General features: G+C 68.3%; 21 protein-coding genes and 1 pseudogene. 3 read left to right on the top strand and 19 right to left on the bottom strand.

The genetic code is table 11. The features are described 5' to 3' along the window. Window positions 1-25: 25 nt before the first annotated feature. The 8 genes from gmk to pyrR are packed head-to-tail and all read right to left on the bottom strand — an operon-like array spanning window position 26 to window position 9,706. Window positions 26-946, bottom strand: a complete 921-nt coding sequence (gene gmk / locus E3O28_RS02280) for a guanylate kinase (protein WP_134415111.1) — start codon at window positions 944-946, stop codon at window positions 26-28. Continuing rightward, window positions 939-1,853 carry an orotidine-5'-phosphate decarboxylase gene (pyrF, locus tag E3O28_RS02275; protein WP_174720170.1) on the bottom strand — a complete coding sequence of 305 codons (915 nt, stop codon included), beginning with the start codon at window positions 1,851-1,853 and terminating at the stop codon, window positions 939-941. Before pyrF ends, gmk begins: the two co-directional genes overlap by 8 nt. Then, on the bottom strand, window positions 1,850-5,137 hold the full coding sequence (carB, locus tag E3O28_RS02270; protein WP_104100517.1) for a carbamoyl-phosphate synthase large subunit: 3,288 nt from the start codon (window positions 5,135-5,137) through the stop codon (window positions 1,850-1,852). Before carB ends, pyrF begins: the two co-directional genes overlap by 4 nt. After that, on the bottom strand, window positions 5,137-6,312 hold the full coding sequence (gene carA / locus E3O28_RS02265) for a glutamine-hydrolyzing carbamoyl-phosphate synthase small subunit (protein ID WP_233191353.1): 1,176 nt from the start codon (window positions 6,310-6,312) through the stop codon (window positions 5,137-5,139). Before carA ends, carB begins: the two co-directional genes overlap by 1 nt. A gap of 1 nt (window position 6,313) precedes the next feature. Continuing rightward, window positions 6,314-6,847, bottom strand: coding sequence for a hypothetical protein (locus tag E3O28_RS02260; RefSeq protein WP_104194880.1), 534 nt, complete (start codon window positions 6,845-6,847; stop codon window positions 6,314-6,316). Continuing rightward, window positions 6,840-8,189, bottom strand: a complete 1,350-nt coding sequence (locus tag E3O28_RS02255) for a dihydroorotase (protein ID WP_134415110.1) — start codon at window positions 8,187-8,189, stop codon at window positions 6,840-6,842. The genes E3O28_RS02260 and E3O28_RS02255 overlap by 8 nt, the downstream gene beginning before the upstream one ends. Continuing rightward, window positions 8,190-9,140, bottom strand: coding sequence for an aspartate carbamoyltransferase catalytic subunit (locus E3O28_RS02250; RefSeq protein WP_104171013.1), 951 nt, complete (start codon window positions 9,138-9,140; stop codon window positions 8,190-8,192). Then, a complete protein-coding gene (gene pyrR, locus E3O28_RS02245; protein WP_134415109.1) occupies window positions 9,140-9,706 on the bottom strand; it encodes a bifunctional pyr operon transcriptional regulator/uracil phosphoribosyltransferase PyrR in 567 nt (188 codons plus the stop codon). The genes E3O28_RS02250 and pyrR overlap by 1 nt, the downstream gene beginning before the upstream one ends. Window positions 9,707-9,876: 170 nt before the next feature. Here pyrR and E3O28_RS02240 point away from each other — a divergent pair, with 170 nt between their 5' ends. Continuing rightward, entirely contained in the window at window positions 9,877-10,086 is a 210-nt protein-coding gene (locus tag E3O28_RS02240) for a hypothetical protein (RefSeq protein ID WP_134400845.1), read from the top strand. A 17-nt stretch (window positions 10,087-10,103) separates the two neighbouring features. Here the strand turns inward: E3O28_RS02240 and E3O28_RS16575 are convergent, their stop codons facing one another. The 5 genes from E3O28_RS16575 to cyoE form a co-directional block, all read right to left on the bottom strand. Further along, the gene (locus E3O28_RS16575) at window positions 10,104-10,982 is read right to left on the bottom strand and encodes a DUF4190 domain-containing protein (RefSeq protein WP_347232362.1); all 879 of its coding nucleotides are present in this window, start codon (window positions 10,980-10,982) and stop codon (window positions 10,104-10,106) included. A 141-nt stretch (window positions 10,983-11,123) separates the two neighbouring features. Then, window positions 11,124-11,543 carry a transcription antitermination factor NusB gene (nusB, locus tag E3O28_RS02230; RefSeq protein WP_104100510.1) on the bottom strand — a complete coding sequence of 140 codons (420 nt, stop codon included), beginning with the start codon at window positions 11,541-11,543 and terminating at the stop codon, window positions 11,124-11,126. Next, complete coding sequence (gene efp, locus E3O28_RS02225; RefSeq protein WP_104100509.1) at window positions 11,543-12,103, bottom strand: elongation factor P; 561 nt, start codon at window positions 12,101-12,103, stop codon at window positions 11,543-11,545. Before efp ends, nusB begins: the two co-directional genes overlap by 1 nt. Window positions 12,104-12,213: 110 nt before the next feature. Then, entirely contained in the window at window positions 12,214-12,663 is a 450-nt protein-coding gene (locus tag E3O28_RS02220) for a type II 3-dehydroquinate dehydratase (RefSeq protein ID WP_104100508.1), read from the bottom strand. A 46-nt stretch (window positions 12,664-12,709) separates the two neighbouring features. Further along, complete coding sequence (cyoE, locus tag E3O28_RS02215) at window positions 12,710-13,660, bottom strand: heme o synthase (RefSeq protein ID WP_166784712.1); 951 nt, start codon at window positions 13,658-13,660, stop codon at window positions 12,710-12,712. 185 nt (window positions 13,661-13,845) lie between these two features. Here cyoE and E3O28_RS16165 point away from each other — a divergent pair, with 185 nt between their 5' ends. Together E3O28_RS16165 and lepB are read left to right on the top strand one after the other, a co-directional pair. Further along, window positions 13,846-14,022, top strand: coding sequence for a DUF1508 domain-containing protein (locus tag E3O28_RS16165; RefSeq protein WP_166784711.1), 177 nt, complete (start codon window positions 13,846-13,848; stop codon window positions 14,020-14,022). 128 nt (window positions 14,023-14,150) lie between these two features. Continuing rightward, window positions 14,151-14,885 carry a signal peptidase I gene (gene lepB / locus E3O28_RS16160; RefSeq protein WP_134400847.1) on the top strand — a complete coding sequence of 245 codons (735 nt, stop codon included), beginning with the start codon at window positions 14,151-14,153 and terminating at the stop codon, window positions 14,883-14,885. A 467-nt stretch (window positions 14,886-15,352) separates the two neighbouring features. Here lepB and E3O28_RS02200 read toward each other — a convergent pair whose 3' ends face one another. The 6 genes and pseudogenes from E3O28_RS02200 to aroC all read right to left on the bottom strand — a co-directional run bounded on the left by E3O28_RS02200 (window position 15,353) and on the right by aroC (window position 21,577). Next, window positions 15,353-15,853, bottom strand: coding sequence for a histidine phosphatase family protein (locus tag E3O28_RS02200; protein WP_134415106.1), 501 nt, complete (start codon window positions 15,851-15,853; stop codon window positions 15,353-15,355). Between the two features lie 593 nt (window positions 15,854-16,446). Further along, window positions 16,447-17,415 (bottom strand): annotated as a pseudogene (locus tag E3O28_RS16805) (aldehyde dehydrogenase family protein); the annotation flags it as partial. Between the two features lie 221 nt (window positions 17,416-17,636). Continuing rightward, window positions 17,637-18,416 carry a hypothetical protein gene (locus E3O28_RS02190; RefSeq protein WP_134415105.1) on the bottom strand — a complete coding sequence of 260 codons (780 nt, stop codon included), beginning with the start codon at window positions 18,414-18,416 and terminating at the stop codon, window positions 17,637-17,639. Between the two features lie 318 nt (window positions 18,417-18,734). Then, window positions 18,735-19,841 (bottom strand): 3-dehydroquinate synthase, encoded by a 1,107-nt coding sequence (gene aroB / locus E3O28_RS02185; RefSeq protein WP_104100503.1) that lies wholly within the window; start codon window positions 19,839-19,841, stop codon window positions 18,735-18,737. After that, on the bottom strand, window positions 19,838-20,353 hold the full coding sequence (locus E3O28_RS02180) for a shikimate kinase (RefSeq protein ID WP_174720172.1): 516 nt from the start codon (window positions 20,351-20,353) through the stop codon (window positions 19,838-19,840). Before E3O28_RS02180 ends, aroB begins: the two co-directional genes overlap by 4 nt. An 18-nt stretch (window positions 20,354-20,371) precedes the next feature. Then, the gene (aroC, locus tag E3O28_RS02175; protein WP_104171053.1) at window positions 20,372-21,577 is read right to left on the bottom strand and encodes a chorismate synthase; all 1,206 of its coding nucleotides are present in this window, start codon (window positions 21,575-21,577) and stop codon (window positions 20,372-20,374) included. Window position 21,578: the final 1 nt, after the last annotated feature.

Here is a 21,578-nt window from a genome sequence, read left to right as displayed (position 1 = left end):
CGCGCAGAATCACGGAAAACGGGCGCTACGGCAGCAATGGCGCCGTACGCAGATTCATCAAGTCTACGACCTCGCGCGCCGCTTCGCCCACGTCGTGGTTTACGACCCGATAATCGAACTCCCCCTGGGCGGCCAATTCGAGTTTGGCCGTCTCGAGCCGGCGGGCCTGTTCGGCGGGCGCCTCGGTGTCCCGGCCGATCAGCCGGCGCACCAGTTCGTCCCAGCTCGGCGGAAGCAGGAAGACCAGTCTGGCCTCCGGCATGGCCCGGCGAACGGCCCGGGCTCCTTGGATGTCGATCTCGAGGAGCACGCTGTGACCCTCGTTCAAGGCCTCCGTGACTGGACCCCGCGGGGTGCCGTAGCGGTGCGCGTTGTGCACGGTCGCCCACTCGAGCAGGTCGCCGGCCGCGACCATCCGGTCGAATTCGGCGTCGTCGACGAAGAAGTAGCTCACGCCCGCGGTCTCGCCTGGGCGAGGTGCCCGGGTCGTGGCCGACACCGACAGGTGCACGCCCGGGTGATGCTGACGGATGTGCGCCGCGACGGTTCCCTTGCCGACCGCGGTGGGACCGGCCAGCACGACAAGCTTCGCGGAGGAATCGCTGCGCCTCGCGACGGTGCGCGTGGTGAGAAAATCTCGCAACCGATCGCGTTGGTGCTTGCCCAGCCCCCCCAATCGCTTCGACGGCGAGATCTCGAGCCGCCCCATGATTCGGTGCATCTTGGTGACGCCGATCGCCGGAATGCTGATCAGGAACTCGGTCACCCGCAGGCGCCCTTCGACGCCGTCCGGGCTCTCGGTCGCGGCGGACAACACGTCGAGCGCGCTACGTTTTCCCTGCGCAATCTGGCTTTTAACTGCGGCGCGTGCGCGGCGAGCCGCCACGGCGGCGCGCGAGGCGGCAACCCGATCGACGTCGGGTGGGGTGGGGCGATTCTCAGCCACGGGCAGCTCCTGCTTCAACTACTCGGCGCGCAATCGCTTGTTTGATTCGGTCGGGGCCGACCTCTAGAACGCTGCGCGATTCACTCACGATAACGCCTTCCGCGTACCCCCCGTACAAGTTCTTCAGATCGGCGACCTGCGCGCCCTGGTGGCCGAAGCCGGGAGCGAGGATGGGGGTGAGACCGCGGGCGGGCGCCACGGAGAGGTCCAGTCCGAACGTGGCCAGGTCCAGTGTGGCGCCGAGCACCACCCCGACCGAGCCGAGAGAGGAAGCCCCGGACCGGGCATTCCGCTCGGTCACGGCGCCGAAGACGGATTGGGCGACGCTTTGGCCGGTCTGATTCCCCTCGGCGATCACGGCCCGCTGAAGCGCCGCCGCCTCGGGGTTCGAGGTGGCGGCCAGCACAAAGATCCCCTTGCCGGTCTGGGCTGCAAGGCGGAACACCGGTTCCAGCGACCCGACGCCCATATACGCGTTCACGGTGATGGCGTCGACCTCCAGGGGGGACTCCTCGCTCAGCCAGGCCTGGCCGTACGCCTCCACGCTGGTACCGAGGTCGCCGCGCTTGACGTCCGCGATCGTGAGCAGTCCGGCGGCGCGGGCATCCGCCAGCACCCGTTCCAGGGCGAGGTACCCGGCGGAGCCGAAACGCTCGTAGAAGGCCACCTGGGGCTTCACCAGGCCGACCTGGCCGGCAGCGGCGGCCACGACCTGGCGGCCGAAAGACTCCGCCCCGGCGGCCGTGTCCGGCAGACCCCAGTCGGTCAGGAGCCAGGTGTGCGGGTCGATGCCGACGCAGACTTGTCCCCGGACCGAGAAGACATCACCCAGCCGGTCGCCGAAGGCGGCCGGTGCGGCCGGGCCGACCGCTGCGGTCGACCCGTCCTGTTCGTGCGCGCGGCTCACAGGGCCGCCGTCCGGGTGAGGGCGTAGTCCTGCAGCGAGGTCACCTCGAAGCCGCCGCGAATCGCGTCGATCGAGGCCACTGCGGCGCTCAACTCGGCGATGGTGGTGAACAGCGGCAGGTCCGCGGCGACCGCGGCCGCGCGGATCTCGTAGCCGTCGGCTCGGGCGGTGCGACCGCCGGGGGTGTTGATGACGATCTGCACCTCTTCGCGGCGGATCAGTTCCACGATCGACACGTCCGCCTCGTCGGCCTTCTCACTGAACTTGGTGACGATGGCGGCGCGGATGCCGTTGCGTTGCAGAACTTCGGCGGTCCCCTCCGTGGCGGTGATCGAGTAGCCGAGCTGCTGGAGGCGCAGCATGGGCAGGATGATCGCGCGCTTGTCCCGGTCGGAGACCGACACGAACACGGTGCCGGTGAGCGGGATTCCGCCGTAGGCGGCGAGCTGGCTCTTGGCGAAGGCCCGCGGGAAGTCGCGGTCGATGCCCATGACCTCACCGGTTGAGCGCATCTCCGGGCCGAGCACGGAGTCCACGACGAGACCCTCGGGCGTGCGGAACCGGTTGAACGGCAGCACGGCTTCCTTCACGGCGACCGGAGCATCCATCGGCACCCGCGAGCCGTCGATCAGAGGTAGCTTGCCCTCGGCCTTGAGTTCGGCGATGGTCTTGCCGACCATGATCAGCGCGGCGGCCTTGGCCAAGGTGATGCCGAGGGCCTTGGCCACGAACGGTACCGTACGCGAGGCGCGCGGGTTCGCTTCGAGCACGTAGAGCACGCCGGCGCCGATCGCGAACTGCACGTTGAGCAGGCCGCGCACGCCGATGCCGCGGGCGATGCCCAGCGTCGCCTCGCGCACGCGGTCGATCTCCGCACGGCCGAGGGTGACCGGAGGCAGGGTGCAGCTCGAGTCGCCGGAGTGGATCCCGGCCTCCTCGATATGCTCCATCACGCCGCCGATGTAGAGCTCGGTGCCGTCGTAGATGGCGTCCACGTCGATCTCGATGGCGTCGTCGAGAAACCGGTCCACGAGCAGCGGATGCGACGGGCCGATGATGCCCTGTCCGGCCATCCGGTTGAAGTAGTCGGCCAACGCTGCGGAGTCGTAGACGATCTCCATGCCGCGGCCGCCGAGCACGTAGCTCGGGCGCACGAGCACGGGATAGCCGATCTCCTCGGCAACGACCACAGCGCCGGCGTAGTCGGTGGCGACGCCGTTGCGGGGGGCGAGCAGGCCGGCCTGGTCGAGGATGCCGGAGAAAAGTCCGCGCTCCTCCGCCAGGTCGATGGCCTCCGGGGTGGTGCCGAGTATCGGGATGCCCTCGGCCTCGAGGCCCTTGGCGAGGCCGAGCGCGGTCTGGCCTCCCAGCTGCACGACCACGCCGACGAGCTCGCCGCTCTGGCTTTCTGCGTGAATGACCTCGAGCACGTCCTCGAGGGTGAGCGGCTCGAAGTAGAGCCGGTCGGAGGTGTCGTAGTCGGTCGAGACCGTCTCCGGGTTGCAGTTGATCATGATGGTCTCGTAGCCAGCCTCGGAGAGGGCAAACGAGGCGTGCACGCAGGAGTAGTCGAACTCGACGCCCTGGCCGATGCGGTTCGGGCCGGAGCCGATGATGACGACCTTTTTGCGGTCACTGGGCACGACCTCGGTCTCCTGGTCGTAGCTGGAGTAGTGGTACGGCGTGAGTGCGGGGAACTCCCCCGCGCACGTGTCGACGGTCTTGAAGACCGGGCGCACGCCGAGGATGTGGCGCACCGTGCGCACATCCGCTTCGCCGAAGCCGCGAAGCTCGCCGATCTGGGCGTCGGAGAAGCCGTGGTCTTTGGCGGTGCGGAGGATGTCTGTGTCGAGGCGCTCGGCGGCGGCGATCTCGTCCGCGATCTCGTTGATCAGCACGATCTGGTCGATGAACCACGGGTCGATCTTGGTGGCGTCGAAAACCTGCTCGGTGGTGGCACCCTTGCGGAGCGCCTGCTGCACGGTGACGATCCGGCCGTCGGTGGGTACTTCGGCGACCGTGAGCAACTCGTCGACCGTGCGGGTCTCGGCTCCCCAGTGGAACGACGAACCGCGCTTCTCGAGCGAGCGGAGCGCCTTCTGCAGCGCGGAGGCGTAACTGCGGCCGATGGCCATCGCCTCGCCCACGGACTTCATGGTGGTGGTCAGGCGCTGGTCGGCGGCGGGAAACTTCTCGAACGCGAACCGGGGCACCTTGACCACGACGTAGTCGAGGGTGGGTTCGAAGCTGGCCGGGGTGACACCGGTGATGTCGTTCGGGATCTCGTCGAGCCGGTAGCCGAGCGCGAGCTTCGCGGCGATTTTGGCGATCGGGAAGCCCGTCGCCTTGCTCGCCAGGGCGGAGGAGCGGGACACGCGCGGGTTCATCTCGATCACGATGATGCGACCGTCGGCCGGGTTGATCGCGAACTGGATGTTGCAGCCGCCGGTGTCCACTCCCACGGCGCGGATGATGTCGATGCTGATGTCGCGCAGCTTCTGGTACTCACGGTCGGTCAGGGTCAGCGCCGGGGCGACGGTGATCGAGTCGCCGGTGTGTACGCCGACCGGGTCGACGTTCTCGATCGAGCACACGACGACCGTGTTGTCGGCCGTGTCGCGCATCATCTCGAGCTCGAATTCCTTCCAGCCGAGGATGGATTCCTCGAGCAGGACCTCGCTGGTGGGGCTCTGGTGCAGCCCGTCGCCGACGATGCGGCGCAGTTCCGGCTCGGTGTAGGCGAAGCCGGAGCCGAGGCCGCCCATGGTGAAGGAGGGGCGCACGACGAGCGGGTAGCCGAGGTCCTCGGCGAAGCCGACGGCCTCCTCGACCGTGTGGGCGATGTAGGACCGGGCGACGCCGGCGCCCGTGTCCAGCACCAGTTGCTTGAAGATCTGGCGGTCCTCACCCTTCTGGATGGCGTCGAAGGAGGCACCGATGAGTTCAACGTCGTACCTGGCCAGGATGCCGCGCTCGTGAAGCTGGATGGCGGCGTTCAGCGCTGTCTGCCCGCCGAGGGTCGGCAGAATCGCGTCGGGGCGTTCCTTGGCGATGATCGTCTCGAGGATCTCCGGGGTGATCGGCTCGATGTAGGTGGCGTCGGCGAAGTCGGGGTCGGTCATGATCGTGGCCGGGTTGGAGTTGACCAGGATGACCCTGACCCCCTCGGCCCGCAGCACCCGGCAGGCCTGAGTTCCGGAATAGTCGAACTCGCAGGCCTGGCCGATCACGATCGGACCCGATCCGATGACAAGAACGCTGTTGATGTCGTCGCGCTTGGGCATTACTTGGCGTCTCCTGCTCCGGTGGCCGCACGATGCGCGACCACCACATCCCTGAACCGATCGAAAAGGTACTCGGCGTCGTGTGGGCCGGCCGCCGACTCCGGGTGGTACTGCACCGAGAAAGCGGGGATATCGAGGCAGCGGATGCCCTCGACCACCTGGTCGTTGAGGCTGTAGTGGCTCACCTCCACCCGGCCGAAGCCGGTGCGGGACTCATGCACTCCCTCGATGGGCATGTCCACGGCGAACCCGTGGTTCTGCGAGGTGATTTCCACCCGGCCGGTGGTCTTGTCGAGCACGGGCTGGTTGATTCCCCGGTGCCCGAATGGCAGCTTGTAGGTGCGGAAGCCGAGGGCGCGGCCGAGCAGCTGGTTGCCGAAGCAGATCCCGAAGTAGGGCACACCGGCTCGCAGCACCTCCTGTAGGAGGTTCACGTGTAGGTCGGAGGCTGCCGGGTCGCCGGGGCCGTTGGAGAAGAACAGGGCCGACGGGGTGAGGGACAGCACGTGCTCGGCGGTGACCGACTGGGGCAGCACCAGCACCTCGAATCCGCGCGCGGCGAGGTGGCCCAGGGTGGAGGTCTTGACCCCGAGGTCGAGCACGGCGACCGAGCCGATGCGCTCGCCCTGCGCGGGCACCGAGAACGGTTCGACCGTGGAGACCTCATCGGACAGGTTGCGGCCACGCATGCCGGCGCCGGCACGCACCAGCTCGAGCTGCTCGCCATCGGAGAGGCCGAAACGGTCGCCGGAGAAGATCCCGCTCTTCATGGCCCCGGACGAGCGGATGTGACGGGTGATCGCACGCGTGTCGACACCGCTGATCCCGACCACTCCCCCGCCCGTCAGGTCGTCATCGAGGCTGCGGGTGGACCGGAAGTTGGAGGCCATGCGGGCAGGCTCGCGCACGACGAAGCCGGAGACCCAGATGCGGCGGGATTCCATGTCCTCGTCGTTGGCACCCGTGTTGCCGATGTGCGGCGCCGTCATCAGCACGATCTGCCCGGCGTAGGACGGGTCGGTGAGGGTCTCCTGGTAGCCGGTCATGCCGGTGGCGAAGACGATCTCGCCGAGGGTCTGCCCCACGCTGCCGTAGGAACGGCCTTCGTAGCGGCGGCCGTCCTCGAGTACGAGCACGGCAGGAGTCGGTCGGTCGGGGGTCGTTGCGTTGCTCACGCTACGCCTCGCTTTCATCGCGCGCGGCCGGGCGCCGGGCGTCGGCCGCAATGGTTCGAATGGCGTCGTTCACGCTGACGCGGTCGGATGGGTCAAGGATTCGGAAATAGCTGTCGACGATCTGTCTGTCGGCGCCGGGCAGCCGCCAGCCGAGCAGCAGCAGGCCGTCGGTCTCGACGGCGCGGTCGATTGCCACGGTGGCGTCTTCCAGCACGGCGATGGCCGAGGCAGGGATGAACACCGCCTCCTCGCCGGCCAGGGCCAGGATCAGACCCGCGTCGGTCACGGTCAGGCGGGCCCGGGCCCGGAAACCCAGGCCAGGGATGTTCAGGCGTTCGAGCGGCTGGGCGCGGAGGGTCGTGGCGACGTAGAACACGGCGGCGGAGGCCAGCTCTAGTGCCGCGTCGACGGGCAGCGGGTAGCCGGCCGGCAGGGCGGCGTCCCGGCGGCTGCGGCCCCGCCAGCTGCGCAGCATGAGGCCGAGCAGGCCGAGCAGCACGGCGACGGTGATGACGGTGGCGATGGTCCTAGCCATGGGTTCGCTCCTCGAGTGCCGCGATCTCGTCGGCGGGCCGCAGCGCACCGTCCAGAACCGTGGCGTAGCCCCGGTGGAATGTGGCCAGCACCCGACCCGGCAGGGTCATCGCCAGGTAGGGCGAGTTGGCGCTCCTGCCGGCCAGGTTGCCGCGCTCGAAGACGCGGCTCGCGGCGGGATCGTAGAGGGTGAGCTCGGCGGGAGCCCCGACGAGCAGACCCTGGCCCTGGCCGGCGAGCCGGCCGATCCGGGCGGGGCTGCTGGAAAGCACGCGAGCGATGTCCGTCCAGTCGAGCAGCCCGGTGTTGACGACGGCCGCGTGCACCACGGAGAGGGCGGATTCGAGGCCGACCATGCCGTTCGCCGCGGCGTCCCACTCGCAGTCCTTCGCCTCGACCGGGTGCGGGGCGTGGTCGGTGGCGACGATGTCGATGGTGCCGTCGGCGAGGCCGGCGCGCAGGGCTTCGACGTCTTCGCGGCGGCGGAGCGGCGGGTTGACTTTGAACCGGGCGTCGTAGCCGACGACCAGGTCCTCGGTGAGCAGCAGGTGGTGCGGGGTGGCCTCGGCGGTCACCTGGATGCCGCGGGCCTTGGCCCAGCGGATGACGTCGACCGAGCCGGCCGTCGACACGTGGCACACGTGCAGACGCGACCCGACGTGCTCGGCGAGCAGCACATCGCGGGCGATGATCGACTCCTCGGCGACCGCGGGCCAGCCGACCATCCCGAGTTCGCTTGAGAGTGCCCCCTCGTTCATCTGCGCCTTCTCGGTCAGGCGCGGTTCCTGGGAGTGCTGGGCGACAACGCCGTCGAACGCCTTCACGTACTCGAGGGCCCGGCGCATCAACAGCGGGTCGGAGACGCAGAAGCCGTCGTCGGAGAAGACCCGAACCCGGGCACGACTGGTGGCCATGGCGCCCAGTTCGGCCAGGCGCTCCCCCGCAAGCCCGACGGTGACGGCGCCGATCGGCTGCACGGTGACATAGCCGGCGCGCTCACCGAGGGTGAGAACCTGGTCGACGACGCCGGCGGTGTCCTGCACGGGCGAGGTGTTGGCCATCGCAAACACGCTGGTGAAGCCGCCCACGGCCGCGGCCTGACTGCCGGTCAGGATGGTTTCACTCTGTTCGAAGCCCGGTTCGCGCAGGTGCGTGTGCAGGTCGACCAGGCCGGGCAGAGCGATCAGGCCGGCCGCGTCGACGACGGTTGCGCCGGCACCAGAAAGCCCGGAACCGATCTCCACAATCTTGCCGTCGTCGAGGATAAGGTCGGCGCGGGTGCCGTCCGCGAGTGTCGCACCTCGAATCAGGTACGGCGTGCTGGCCGCGCTGTCGCTGGACATCTATGAATCCTCCCGATCGCCGGACAACAGCAGGTACAGTGCCGCCATCCGCACTGAAACCCCGTTTGCGACCTGTTCGCGCACGGTTGAGCCGGCCGAATCGGCCGCCGCTGAAGATATTTCCAAGCCGCGATTCATGGGGCCGGGGTGCATCACAATGGTAGTCGGGGCCAGACGGCCGAAGCGCTCATCGTCCAGGCCCCAGCGGCGCGAGTACTCGCGGCTGTTCGGGAAGAAAGCGGCGTCCATGCGTTCCTGCTGGATGCGCAGCATCATCACCACGTCGGGCCCGGCGTCGATGGCCGCGTCCAGGTCGAAGCCCGACTCGGCCGGCCAACCGCTCATGTCCATCGGCAGCAGGGTGGGCGGAGCGATCAGGCTCACGTGCGCGCCGAGCGTGGTGAGCAGCCAGAGGTTCGAGCGGGCCACCCGGGAGTGCAGGATGTCACCGACGATGGTGACCGTGACGCCGTCCAGGCCCCGACCGCGCGCGGCACCCTGGTGCAGCCGACGACGGATGGTGAACGCGTCCAGCAGCGCCTGGGTCGGATGCTCATGGGTGCCGTCGCCCGCGTTGATGATGCCGGCGTCGATCCAGCCGCTTTCGGCCAGCACGTGGGGTGCCCCGGAGGCCGGATGGCGGATGACGACCCCGTCGGCACCCATCGCGGCGAGGGTTTGAGCGGTGTCCTTGAGGCTTTCGCCCTTCGACACGCTCGAGCCCTTGGCGCTGAAGTTGATCACGTCCGCGCTCAGCCGTTTCGCGGCGGCCTCGAAGGAGATCCGGGTCCGCGTCGAATCCTCGAAGAACAGGTTGACCACGGTCTTGCCGCGCAGGGTGGGCAGCTTCTTCACCTCGCGGTTGGCGACATCAGCCATGTCCTCGGCGATGTCGAGCAGCAGGATCGCCTCGTCGCGACTCATGCCCTTGGTCGAGAGGAGGTGCCTCATCACGCGACCCCCTCGTCAGCGCCTTCGAGGGGTCCGCCGTCGATGCTGACGAACTCGTCGCCGTCGACCTCGAGCAGGTGCAGGTTGATGCGTTCCGCGGTGGAGCTGGGCAGGTTCTTGCCCACGAAGTCGGCCCGGATCGGCAGTTCGCGGTGGCCGCGGTCCACGAGCACGGCCAGGCGCACGACGGTCGGCCGCCCGTGGTCGCCGAGTGCGTCGAGGGCGGCGCGGATGGTGCGGCCCGAGTAGAGCACATCGTCGACGAGCACCACCGTGACGCCGTCGACGTTGCCGGGCACCAGGGTGCGGGTCGGCGTGCGGGTGCGGGTGTGGCCGAGGTCATCGCGGTACATGGTGACGTCGAGGGAGCCGACCCGGACATCCGTCGCCGTGGGCTCGATGCGCGCGATGGTCTCGGCGATGCGCCGGGCCAGAACGACCCCGCGAGTGGGGATGCCGAGGATCACAAGGTTCTCGGCGCCTCGATTGGACTCCAGGATCTCGTGGGAGATCCGAGTCAACGCTCGAGCGATATCAGCCTGGTTCAACACGGTGCGTGCCATCAACCCGACCTCCTTCCCCGCCTCACCGGACGGCTGTTAAAGGATGTCATTTCCGGGTCTTACACTAGCACCCGACGCGGGCTCCCTCGTGCTGGGCCTAACCGCCCCCAGGGGCGCCGAAGTGGCTGCCGACCTTGATTGGTTGCCGGCCCCAGGCGAGGGAGGACGACGCCATGTCGCCCCATGGCAGCGAGAAGAACATCGAGAGGTCCCCGGGCCCATCCCCGTCCGCGTCCGAGGTGAGCGCCCCGGCCGTCAGCAGCCAGCGGTGGGCATTCACGGACCTCGACGTCACCCTGCAGCTGCAGGGCACCACCCCTATGCGCTCGGCCTGGCCATCCTTCATCGCCGGCACCGTTACCGGCATCACGGTCTCCACCTGAGACCTTCGCGGCTGAGCTCAGCCGACCGAGTTGCTACTGAGGAAGTCCAGGAATTCCGCCGGGTCGGTCAGTCCGCCGTAGTAGACCCTGCCGTTGACGAGCACGGTCGGCGTGCCCCGGATCCGGGTGATCTCGGCATCCGCAATCACGCCGTTCAGGGCTTGCTCGGTGTTGGCCCGGGACCAGGCCTGGTACTCGCCGGCCGCGAGGCAGTCGTCGATGTCGACGGGGTTGTCGACGAGGGCCGCAAGCTCCGGATCGCCGAGCCCCGCGGTGTTCTCGGCGGGCTGGTTCGCAAACATGGCCGCCTGGTAGGCGAGCAGGTTCTCCGGGTTGAGGGTGGCTTGGCAGGTAAGCGCGGCGGATGCCCTGGTCGAGTAGGCCGTTCCCTGCGAGACCCGGTCGAGGAAAGTGAGCGAGTGCAGCCGCAGGGTGAGGGTCCCGTCAGAGGCGAAGGCAGCCAGCTCGCCGCCGTTCGTCTCCTCGAACTGCCGGCAGTACGGGCACATCGGGTCGAAGTAGACGTCGACGAGCGCGGCGCCGGTGCCGACCGACAGGTAGCCGTCGTCGAAGTGGGCCGCACCGACGGTGCCGGTGGGCAGGGCTTCCTGCGACGCATCCCCGTTCGCCTCATCCGCCTGCGGCTCGCTCGTGGACGAACTCCACGGCTGGTCGCCCACGGCTCCGTTCACGGCCGCCACGATGAGCGGAATCACGGTCGCGGTGACGACGAGGGCGATCACAAGCGCCAGGGTGGTGGCGGCGATGCCCACGTAGCCGAGAACGAGCCCGGTGATCGCCAGACCCCGGCCGCCCTCATGGGTGCGCCTGATCTGCCCCAGGGCGAGGTGCCCGGTGATCACGGCCGCCAGGGACACGAAGAACGCCGACACCAGGGAGATGATCGCCAGTGTGTTCGTCTTCGGCGCCGCCGGGAAGGGCGACTGTCCGTAGGCCGGCGGATACGGCTCCGGGGCGCGGGGCGGGGCGGGGCGGGCTCGGTGTTGGTCATGCGTTCCCCCCCCTGGCAGAACGGATTACGCGGATGGTGCGGTCTGGGCGATGCGCCCGAGGAGTCCGTTCACGAATCCGGCCGAGTCATCCGTCGACAGGATTTTGGCGGCCTCGACCGCCTCGTCGATGGCGACAGCGTGCGGGACGGCGTCGTTGAAGAGGATCTCCCAGATGCCGATGCGCAGGATGGCGCGGTCGAGGACGGGCATGCGAGCCAGCGTCCAGCCCTGCGAGTACGTCTCGATGAGTTCGTCGATCTCCTCGCGGTGATCCACGACGCCGTCGATGATGTCCCGGGCGTAGAGCCAGGAGGCCATCCGGGCCGGCTCGCTCGCGGCGCGCTGCGCCTCGAGGGCGAGCGACTCCGGGATGGTGCTCTGCCGCACGTCTGCGGCATACAGGATGTCGATCGCACGCTTGCGTGCCTTGGTCCGAGCGCTCACTAGTTGACGCGGCCCAGGTAGTCCCCGGTGCGGGTGTCGACCTTGACTCGGGTGCCCTGCTCGAGGAACAGGGGAACCTGGATCTGGAAGCCCGTTTCGACGGTGGCCGGCTTGGTGCCGCCAGTTGAGCGGTCGCCCTGAAGGCCCGGCTCGGTGTAGGTGATTTCGAGAACGACGGAGGCCGGCAGCTCGACATAGAGGGGGTTGCCGTTGTGCAGGGCGATCGTCACGTTCTGGTTCTCGAGCATGAAGTTGACGGCGTCGCCCACAACGACGGCCGGAACGTGCAGCTGATCGAAATCGGACACGTCCATGAAGACGTAGGAGTCGCCGTCCGCGTACAGGTACTGGAAGTCCTGGCGGTCGACGTTCTCGGTCTCGATCTTCGCGCCGGCGTTGAAGGTGCGGTCGACGGTCTTGCCCGTCACGACGTTCTTCAGCTTGGTGCGGACGAAGGCGCCGCCCTTGCCCGGCTTGACGTGCTGGAAATCGGTGACTGCCCACAGCTGGCCATCGATGTTGAGCACGACGCCATTCCGGATATCGGCGGTTGATGCCATGAAAATGTGTTCCGTTCACTGGGTTCAATTAGAAAGGTGCGCGGCCGAATCGGCCATCATCGAGTGTAGTTGCCCGCAGCCCGCGCACCAAAGGCGCGAGACCCGGCCGGTCAGGCGGTCGCCGGCACCGACCTCGCGATGAAGTCCAGGGCCAGACGGTAGGAATCGAAGCCGAACCCGGCGATCACCCCGGTGGCCACGGCGCTGACGACGCTCGTGTGGCGGAACGTTTCCCGGGCGTGCGGGTTGGACAGGTGCACCTCGACCAGGGTGACGCCGGCCTTCGTCACGAGAGCGGCGGCATCCCGCAGCGCGTAGCTGTAGTGCGTGAACGCCGCCGGGTTCAGGATGACGGGGATGCGCTCGTCGACGGCCTCGTACAGCCAGTGGATGAGCTCGGCCTCGTCATCCGTCTGGCGCACGTCGACCGTCGTCCCCGCCGGGGCGGCCCGCGTCAGCATCGCGCGCAGCTGATCGAGATCGGCCGACCCGTAAACGTCGGGTTCGCGACTGCCGAGCCGCCCCAGGTTCGGGCCGTTCAGAACGAGAACTGTACTCATTCCCACAGCCTAAGGGAGTACGCGGGCGCCGAAGGCCAGGGCAGGATCAGGGCAGGATCGGCCCGACCGAGATCATCACGCAGTACACCAGGATCATCACCAGCGAGTAGCGGAACATCCGCCTGGCCCAGGCGGCGGGATCGGCGGCGCGCAGGCCGATGACACCCAGCCAGATCCAGTAAGCGCCGAGCACACCCATGACCGCCGTATAGACGTAGCCCACGTAGCCGAATACCGACAAGAGGAGGGTGGAGACAACGAATCCGACCGTGTAGACGAGGATCTGAACTGTGGTGTTCGGGACGCCCCGCACCACGGAAATGACGGGCACGCCGGCACGGGCGTATTCGTCGTGGCGGTAGATGGCGATGGAGTAGAACTCGGGCATCTGCCAGAGGAACACGGCCAGGAAGGCGAGCACGGCTGCGATGTCGATGGCGCCGGTGACGGCGACGTAGCCGGCCAGAATGGGCGCTGCGCCCGAGACGCTGCCGACCAGGGTGCCGTGGATCGACATGCGCTTGGACAGCATGCCGTAGAGCACGACATAGACGAGGAAGCCGACCAGGCCGACGGCGACGACGAGCCAGTTCGTCCAGGCGATGAGCGTCGCCATGCCGAAAACGAACAGCAGGCTTGAGAAGGTGACCGCGTTCCGCACGCCGATGCGGCCGGTGACCGTGGCCCGCTTCTTCGTGCGTTCCATCACCGTGTCGATGTCGCGGTCGAGTACGTTGTTGAGCACGGTGGCCGAAGCAATCACGAGCGTGGTGCCCAGGCAGAGAGCCGCGAACAGGAAAAGATCCACCTGGCCCCGGGCCGCGAGTAGAAAGCCCGCCGCGGCTGTCAACGCGTTGCCGTAGAGAACGCCGGGTTTGGTCAGGGAGTAGTACAGCGTGACCGTGTCACGGATGCCCGTGCCGTCGGCCCGGCCGGCGAGAGCCCCGTCGGTGCCGTCCACCCGATTGCGAACGAAGAATGGTACGCGCGCAGTCATGCGGAAAGGGGTCCCATCGGGTCGTCGGTCGTGATCAATCATATGCCGCCGAATCTGTGCACGACCCGTGCCGGCCGACATCACACTGGCGCGCGTCGCGGCGCCTCTATCCGGCGCTGATCCAGGGCGGTAGGGTGTCGAAGCTGGTCGTTTGGTCGGCGCCAGGCCAAGAACAAGGGTGTGACATGGCCGGAAGATTCACCATCTATCGGGACCAGTCGGGCCGCTACCGATTCTGTTTCTCCGCGGACAACGGGCAGAGCATCCCGTCGCCGGAGACCTATTGCACGGAGGACGAGGCCCGGAAAATGGTTGACTCTCTGCGCTCCAACGTCAGCCCACGCAGCCGCCGCACGCACTGAGGCCAGCGCCTGTCTCCGAACCGTCATCCCCGTGGCGACAGGGGTGCAACCACGTTCTACTCACCCTGGCCTTGCAGTCGCCCTGCATCGGTCGAATTGGCCCACCACGCGTCACGTCAGGGGAGAAATTGACAGACCACGAAAGCGCGGGTCGTCGGCCCCGCGCCGCCTGGCGAGGATCTGCGTCGGGTAGCGCCAACGCCCGCACACCACGGAGGCGTCGCGTCCTCCGAAACCTCCTCGTCATCCTGGCCAGCGCCCTGGTCGTCTCGTTTCTGACCGAGGCCTTCCTGATCCGCACGTTCTACATCCCGACCGGATCGATGCAGGACACCCTGCAGATCGACGACCGCATTATCGTGAACGAGCTCGTCCCCGACGTCGTCGACATCGATCGCGGCGACATCGTCGTTTTCAGGGATCCCGGCGGATGGCTCGGTCCGGTCGCTCCGGCCCCGATCGAGGCAGGGAACACCGTTGTCGACGGCATCCAGTGGCTCGCCGCTGAGGCCGGCCTCCGGGTTCCGGATTCCGATGACCACCTCGTGAAACGCGTCATCGGCCTCCCCGGCGACGATGTGGCCTGTTGCGACGCGGCGGGCAGCACCACCGTCAACGGCGAGCCGATCACCGAGCCCTACCTCAAGCTGCCGCCCGGGGCCATCCGAACGTCGGAGTACGACTTTTCCGTGACCGTGCCGGCCGGCGGTCTCTGGGTCGAGGGCGACAACCGTTACAACTCGGCGGACAGCCGGCTGCACACAGACACACCCGGCAACGGATTCGTGCCCGTCTCCCATGTGGTCGGCCGGGCGTTCGTGATCAACTGGCCGCTCAGCCACTGGTCCTGGCTCGGCGGCTGACCCGCCGCCCCGACACCGCCCCCGCCGATCCCGTTCCCGCCCCCGCCCCCGCCCCCGCCCTTGCCCTTGCCCCAATACCAGACCCCCAGTCTCGGGCGAATTCGACGGAGATTTTGGCCCCACGCGTCCCAAACCGGCCAAACCGTGCCAGATTGCGCAAAATCCACGTCGAATTCGTTCGTTCCATTCGGCCGCGCTGCGTGGGACTACGTCGGCGAAAAAGCGCCCTCTGGCCAGCGTCGCACAAGCCGGATACGACGAGACGACGAGTCAAAAGCAGATGCCAGCGCTGGCACCCTCGAGTGCCTCCCGGCGCGAGAGCACCGGCATCCGTTGGCGCGCTCCCCAGCGCTTCCCGACGCTCCGCAACGCCCTGGAACGTCGTGGCGTGCCCCGCGGCCTGACCACGGGATCGGTTGCCGCCGCGGTCGTCCTCTTTCTCGGCGCGTTCAGGCAGCCCTGCACCGCTAGCGAGGAGGCGCGTTCACCCTGGGCGGCCGGCCCTGGGCCAGGAGGGCCGCCGGGGACTCTCCGGCGGACGACCAGGGACCCTCCCAGCCGATCACGGCGAAAGCCGAGGTCGGCAGGGACACGGTCGTGCCGGCGAGAGCGGTGGCCAGATCCTCGAGGCCGGGATTGTGGCCCACCAGGACGACGGTGTGCATGGTGCCCGGCAGCGCCCGAACAATGCTCTGCAGTTCGCCGGCCGAGGTGGCATACACCGCATGTTCGACACGGATCGGCGGAGTGCTCTCGAACTCGGCCGCCACGAGGTCCCAGGTGGCCCGCGCGCGCTCCGCCGGTGACACGACCGCGAGATCGATGCGGTAGCCGCTGTGGGACAGCCACGCTCCGGTGAGCGGCGCCTGCCGTACCCCACGTTTTGCCAGCGGCCGGTCGACGTCGGCCTGGCCGCCCACCCAGTCCGACTTGGCGTGCCGCAACAGGATCAGGGTGCGTTCAGGCATCGCCCGGCCCCGCGCCCACCCGGCCGGCAACACAGACGTTGACACTTTCCAATCGCTCACCGCTGATCATCATCCTGTCAGTCTGCCACTGCATCCACGACGGTGGCCGGGAGTTCGCAGACGCCCTCGTCGTGGGCGACGAACATGCCCGTGATGCGCACCACTTTGCCGAAGGATTCGGCGAGTTCCCGGGCCCAGGCCTGGTCGGGCGCGGTCAGCGCCGCGGTGCCCGGTCGCTCGAGGGTGAGGATGACGATGCCGCACGGGCCGTGCTCGGACAGGAGCCGACCGACCGCCGCGGCCATGACGGCGGCACCGCCGGGTTTCGGACGGAGCGGGATGTCGTCGACGGGAATCAGCAGGGGAATCTGCCGCCCGCAGGCGTCGAGCAGCATGAACCAGAGCTGGCGGCTAATCGCGTGGCCGACGAGGTCGGCCACCCGGTCTCGCGCCTGCTCGGTCGTGGTCACTGGGGCAGCGTCTTCGACGCGCAGAGGGGTTGTCATGCCACCCAGACTGGACGCGCGGACATCCGTCGCGGTCCCCGTCCACAGGGCCGGGCTCGGGAGGGAGCGGTGGAGGAGAGTGAACTCGACGGCGTCGCTCAGGGAGTCATCGTAGATCGGCTTCTGCAGCACCGCCCGGCTGGGCGCGGTGCACACCTCGCCCTGGTTGAACGCGAAGAGCACGAACCCTTCCAGGGCCTTGTCGTAGAACGCATCCTTCTCCTGGGCGACGTCGCCGAAGAAGATGTTGGGGCTCTTTCTGCCGAGCTTCATGGTCGACGAGATGATATTGGAGCTCGCGTACTGCATGATCCGACGCCCGGTCGAGGTCTCTCCCATGAACGCGATCTTGCGGATACGGTTGGACGACGCGAGCGGCTTGCCGGCCTCGATGCCGAAACCGTTGACGACGTTGAGCCCTCCCGTCGGCAGCACATCGCCGATCAGTTCGATCAGCACGAGGATCGACACCGGGGTCTGATCGGCCGGCTTCAGCACGATCGCGTCGCCGGCGGCCAGGGCCGGGGCCAGCTTCCAGACGGCCATCAGGAGTGGGAAGTCCCACGGGATGATCTGCCCGACGACGCCGAGCGGCTCGTGGAACTGGTCGGAGACCATGTCGCCGCCCAGCTCGGCGTGGTCGCCATCCTAGGCGCGGATGGCGGCAGCGAAATAGCGGAAGTCGTCGGAACAGAGCGGGATGTCCGCGTTCAACGTCTCGCGCACCGGCTTGCCGTTCTCCCAGGTCTCGTCGACCGAGAGCAGGTCAAGGTTCGCACCGATGATGTCGGCGATCTTGTTGAGCACGGCCGCGCGCTCGGTCGACGAGGTCTTGCCGCACACCGGCGCTGCACTATGCGCGGCGTCCAGGGCCAGTTCGATATCCTCCGCGGTGCCGCGGGCCACCTCGGCGAACGGCTTCCCGTTGACGGGTGAGATGTCTTCGAAGTACTGGCCCCTGACGGGCTTGACCCACTCGCCGCCGATCCAGTTCTCGTAGCGGGGCTTGAAGGTGACGAGGGCGCCCGGTGTTCCGGGGTTGGAATAGACGGTCATGATGTCTCCTCGTCGACGACGTCGTCGGTGCGGAACCGCGGGACGCGGAGGTGGACCTTGATCCGAGGAAGGAGAACGTTGCTTCAGCGTTGCGGGATATTGCGGGCGGGGCCGCGGAGCCGTCGCGGCGCAACTCGTCCGCGATCCGGTTCAATCGGGCGACCACGGATGCCCGCTTCGGCGACCGCGCCGGCAGCAGTTCGAGGCACGCGCGCCAGACCTCAGCGTCGTAGGTCGCCTCGTCGGTGCGGGCGTACTCCAGCAGGAGTTCGGCGGACGCGTCGCTGACCATGGCCTGCCGCAGCCGCGCAGAGATCCCGGCGCGGATCTGGACGATTCCCGGCGCGGTCGAGCTCGGTAGCACGGGCCCCCGGTAGGCCCCCAACGCCACCCGGTGCGTGCCGGGCTCCAGGGATGCCAGCACGCGCTGGGCGTCCAGTTCGACGGATGTCTCGAGCCGGTAGGGCCGCGAGGCAATGCCGCCACGGGGGCTGGTCTGCTACAGCACCCCGCGCAGCCGCACCATCTCGGCACGCAGGTTGTCGACCGCGTTGGTTTGGTCGGTGAGCAGCAGCGAGTGCCGGTCGTTGGATGCGCAGTTCCGCTTCCAGGGCCGCGACGGCCGCCTCCACGAGCGGGAGAGTCTGCGGGGCCACCGCCTCGTCGCCGCCCGTGATGTCGATGACGCCGAGGATGGAGCCGGAATGCGGGTCGGGGATGCGCACGGCCGTGCAACTCCACGGATGCGCCAACTGGTTGAAATACTCGGCCCGCTGAATCTGGATTCCGTGATCGAGGGCCAGGGCCGTGCCCGGCGCGCTCGTGCCGACCCGGCGCTCGGACCAGTCCGACCCCTCGACGAACAGCATCCCCTCCGCCTTACTCCGCACGGTTCGGTCACCGTCGATCCAGAGCGGGCGACCGAACTCGTCACCGATGGCCACGATCAGGCCGGAGTGAAAGGCGTGCCGGATGAGCAGGTTGTGCACGACCGGGAGCACGGCGGCCAGCGGATGCCGGTCGCGCAGCTCGTCGGAGCTGAGTTCGTGTTAGTGGACGAGCCTCAGCGAATCAAGGCTGAGGGCGAGCGACCGTTGCCAGGACTCCTGCACCAGCTTGCGCACGCCCGGACCGACGAACCGTTCCGTGACTGCCGCCTCCTGGGCCGCCGTCAGGTCCGCGAAGTCTCCGCCTCCGCTCTCGCCGGCCGCACGGACGATCCACGGACTCGTCCTGAAGCCTCCGAACAGCTTCGGTCAGCGGCGACCGGCTGCGCCTGTCTGGGAATCAGTCTGGGCCCACGGATGCGGCGCGAATGGTTAGGAGCCGATCTCCTGGTAGGCGGCGAACAACAACGACGAGTCCGGTCCTTCGAGCACGGTCGGCTTCCCGATGTCGTCGAGCACGATGAATCGCAGCATGCCGCTGCGGGTCTTCTTGTCGCGCTGCATGGTGGCGAGCAGGGTGCTCCAGCGGCCGACCGGATAGGTGGTGGGCAGGGTGAGCGATTCGAGGATGCGACGGTGCCGGTCGACGGCCTCGTCCGAGAGCCGGCCACTCAGCCGGGCGACCTCCGCCGCGAACATCATGCCGACGGCAACGGCCGCCCCGTGCCGCCAGCCATAGCGTTCGGCGTGCTCGACGGCGTGGCCGAGGGTGTGCCCGTAGTTCAGAATCTCACGCAGGCCGGACTCCCTGAAGTCTTCCCCCACGACCCGGGCCTTCATCCCGATCGCGAGTTCGAGCACGCGCCGGAACTGCGGGGTGTGCGGGTCGGTGACGGCCGTGACATCCGCTTCGACGATGTCCAGGATCTCGGGCAGCTGGATGAACCCGGCCTTCACGATCTCGGCGAAGCCGGCCAGGATCTCGTTACGCGGCAGGTCGTCGAGCACGTCCAAATCGCAGATGACGGCGGCGGGCGCGTAGAAGGTGCCGACAAGGTTCTTGCCCTCGGCGGTGTTGATGCCGTTCTTGCCGCCGACGGCGGCGTCGACCATGCCGAGCACGCTGGTCGGGATCTGCACCAGGCGCACGCCACGGAGCCAGGTCGCGGCGACGAAGCCGGCCAGGTCGGTGACGGCGCCGCCGCCGAAGCCGATCACGGCATCCGTACGACTGAAGTCGGCCTGACCCATGACCTGCCAGCAGAACGCGGCCACCTCGACGCGCTTGGCAGCCTCGGCGTCGGGCACCTCGGCGATCAGCACCTCGAATCTGCCGAGCAGGCTCTCGCGCAGGGCGACGGCGCGGGCGCCCAGGTGTGAGGTGTGCACGATGAGCACCTTCGCCACCTTCGGGCCGAGCTGTTCGACGACGTCGTCGACGAGGCCGCGACCGATCAGAACGGGGTAGCTGTCGGCGCCGGCAACCGTGATAACGGTGGTGGCGGGCTCGGTGGAATCAGGCACAGGTGCTCCGGTCATGATCTTTTCTTGGTCCATTTCACGACGTCATCAGCGATGGCGCCCAGGGGACGGTGCGAGGTGTCGAAACGGATGCCGGCCAGCGCCTCATAGATCGGGCGCCGGAGGGCGTAGATGCGCTTCCAATCGGCGATTCCGCCCGTGAGCAGCGGCCGTTTCGCCCCGCCGATCCGGGCCCCGACGGCTCGAGCGGACACGCTCAGGTACACCACGGAGCACTCAGCAAGGTCGGCCTGAGTCTCCTCGTCGAGCACGGCTCCCCCGCCGAGCGAAACCACGGCCTGCTCGGTGAGGGCCTGCACCACGGCCTGGCGTTCGAGCACCCGGAAGTGCTCTTCACCGTGCTGCCCGAAGAGGTCCGTGATCGGCCCGTGCAGGGCGACGATCCGGTGGTCGGTGTCGATGAACGGCACATCGAGGGACTTCGCCACTTTCCGGCCGATCTTGGTCTTGCCGGCGGCCATGGGACCGATGAAGACGAGGGGCAGGATCGGATGCGTCGGCGCGGCCATTGTGATTCTCCGGCGCCTCTAAAGGGAAGCGTCGCTGGACGCGCCCGTCTGGAGATTCGCCGGCATTCCGGCCAGGTAGGAATCCAGGTTGCGGCGCGTCTCCACGATGGAGTCACCACCGAACTTCTCCAGGACCGAGTTGGCCAGCACCAGAGCGACCATGGCTTCCGCGACCACGCCGGCGGCCGGCACGGCACAGACATCCGACCGCTGGTGGTGCGCGGGGGCAGCCTCGCTCGTGGCCACGTCAACCGTGCGGAGGGCGCGCGGGATCGTGGAGATGGGCTTCATGCCGGCGCGCACGCGCAACACGGTTCCGGTGCTCATGCCGCCTTCGGTGCCGCCGGCCCGGTCGCTGACCCGCTGGATGCGACCGTCGGCCTGCACAAGCTCGTCGTGCGCCTCCGAGCCGCGCCGGGTGGTGGTCAGGAAACCGTCCCCGACCTCGACCCCCTTGATGGCCTGGATGCCCATCAGCGCGGCCGCCAGCTGCGAATCGAGGCGGCGATCCCAGTGCACGAACGAACCGAGTCCGGGAGGAAGGTTGTAGGCCAGCACCTCGACGACCCCGCCGAGGGTGTCGCCCTCCTTGTGGGCCAGGTCGACCTCGGCCACCATCCGGGCGGAGGTGACGGCGTCGAAGCAGCGCAGCGGGTCGGCGTCGAGGGCGTCGACGTCGCCGGGTAGCGGTAGCGGGGCGTCGACGGGCACGCGAACCGGCCCGATCGACAGGGTGTGACTGACCAGGGTGATGCCGAGCTCGGCCAGGAACGACCGGGCGACGGCGCCGAGCGCGACGCGTGCCGCGGTCTCCCGGGCGCTGGCGCGCTCCAGTACCGGGCGGGCCTCGCCGAAGCCGTACTTCTGCATGCCGACCAGATCGGCGTGGCCGGGCCGGGGACGGGTCAGGGGGGCGCCGCGTCCGCGCGCGGACGTGGTCTCCACCGGTGCGGGACTCATCACCTCGGCCCACTTGGGCCATTCAGTGTTGCCGATCCGCAGGGCAACCGGTCCGCCCATGGTGAGGCCGTGGCGCACGCCGCCCGAGATGTTCAGTTCGTCCTGCTCGAACTTCTGGCGCGCGCCTCGGCCGTAGCCGAGTTTGCGGCGTGCCAGATCGAGGCGGATCGCATCTAGAGTAACCGGGATTCCAGCGGGCAAACCCTCGACAATGGCGATGAGTTCGGGGCCGTGGGACTCTCCGGCGGTGAGCCAACGAAGCATG

Origin of the sequence: Cryobacterium sp. TMT2-14 (assembly GCF_004402465.1) — a bacterium.
Classification (GTDB): Bacteria; Actinomycetota; Actinomycetes; order Actinomycetales; family Microbacteriaceae; genus Cryobacterium; species Cryobacterium sandaracinum.
Note: the sequence above shows the minus strand (reverse complement) of the source record. Positions and strands in the feature narration are given on the sequence as shown.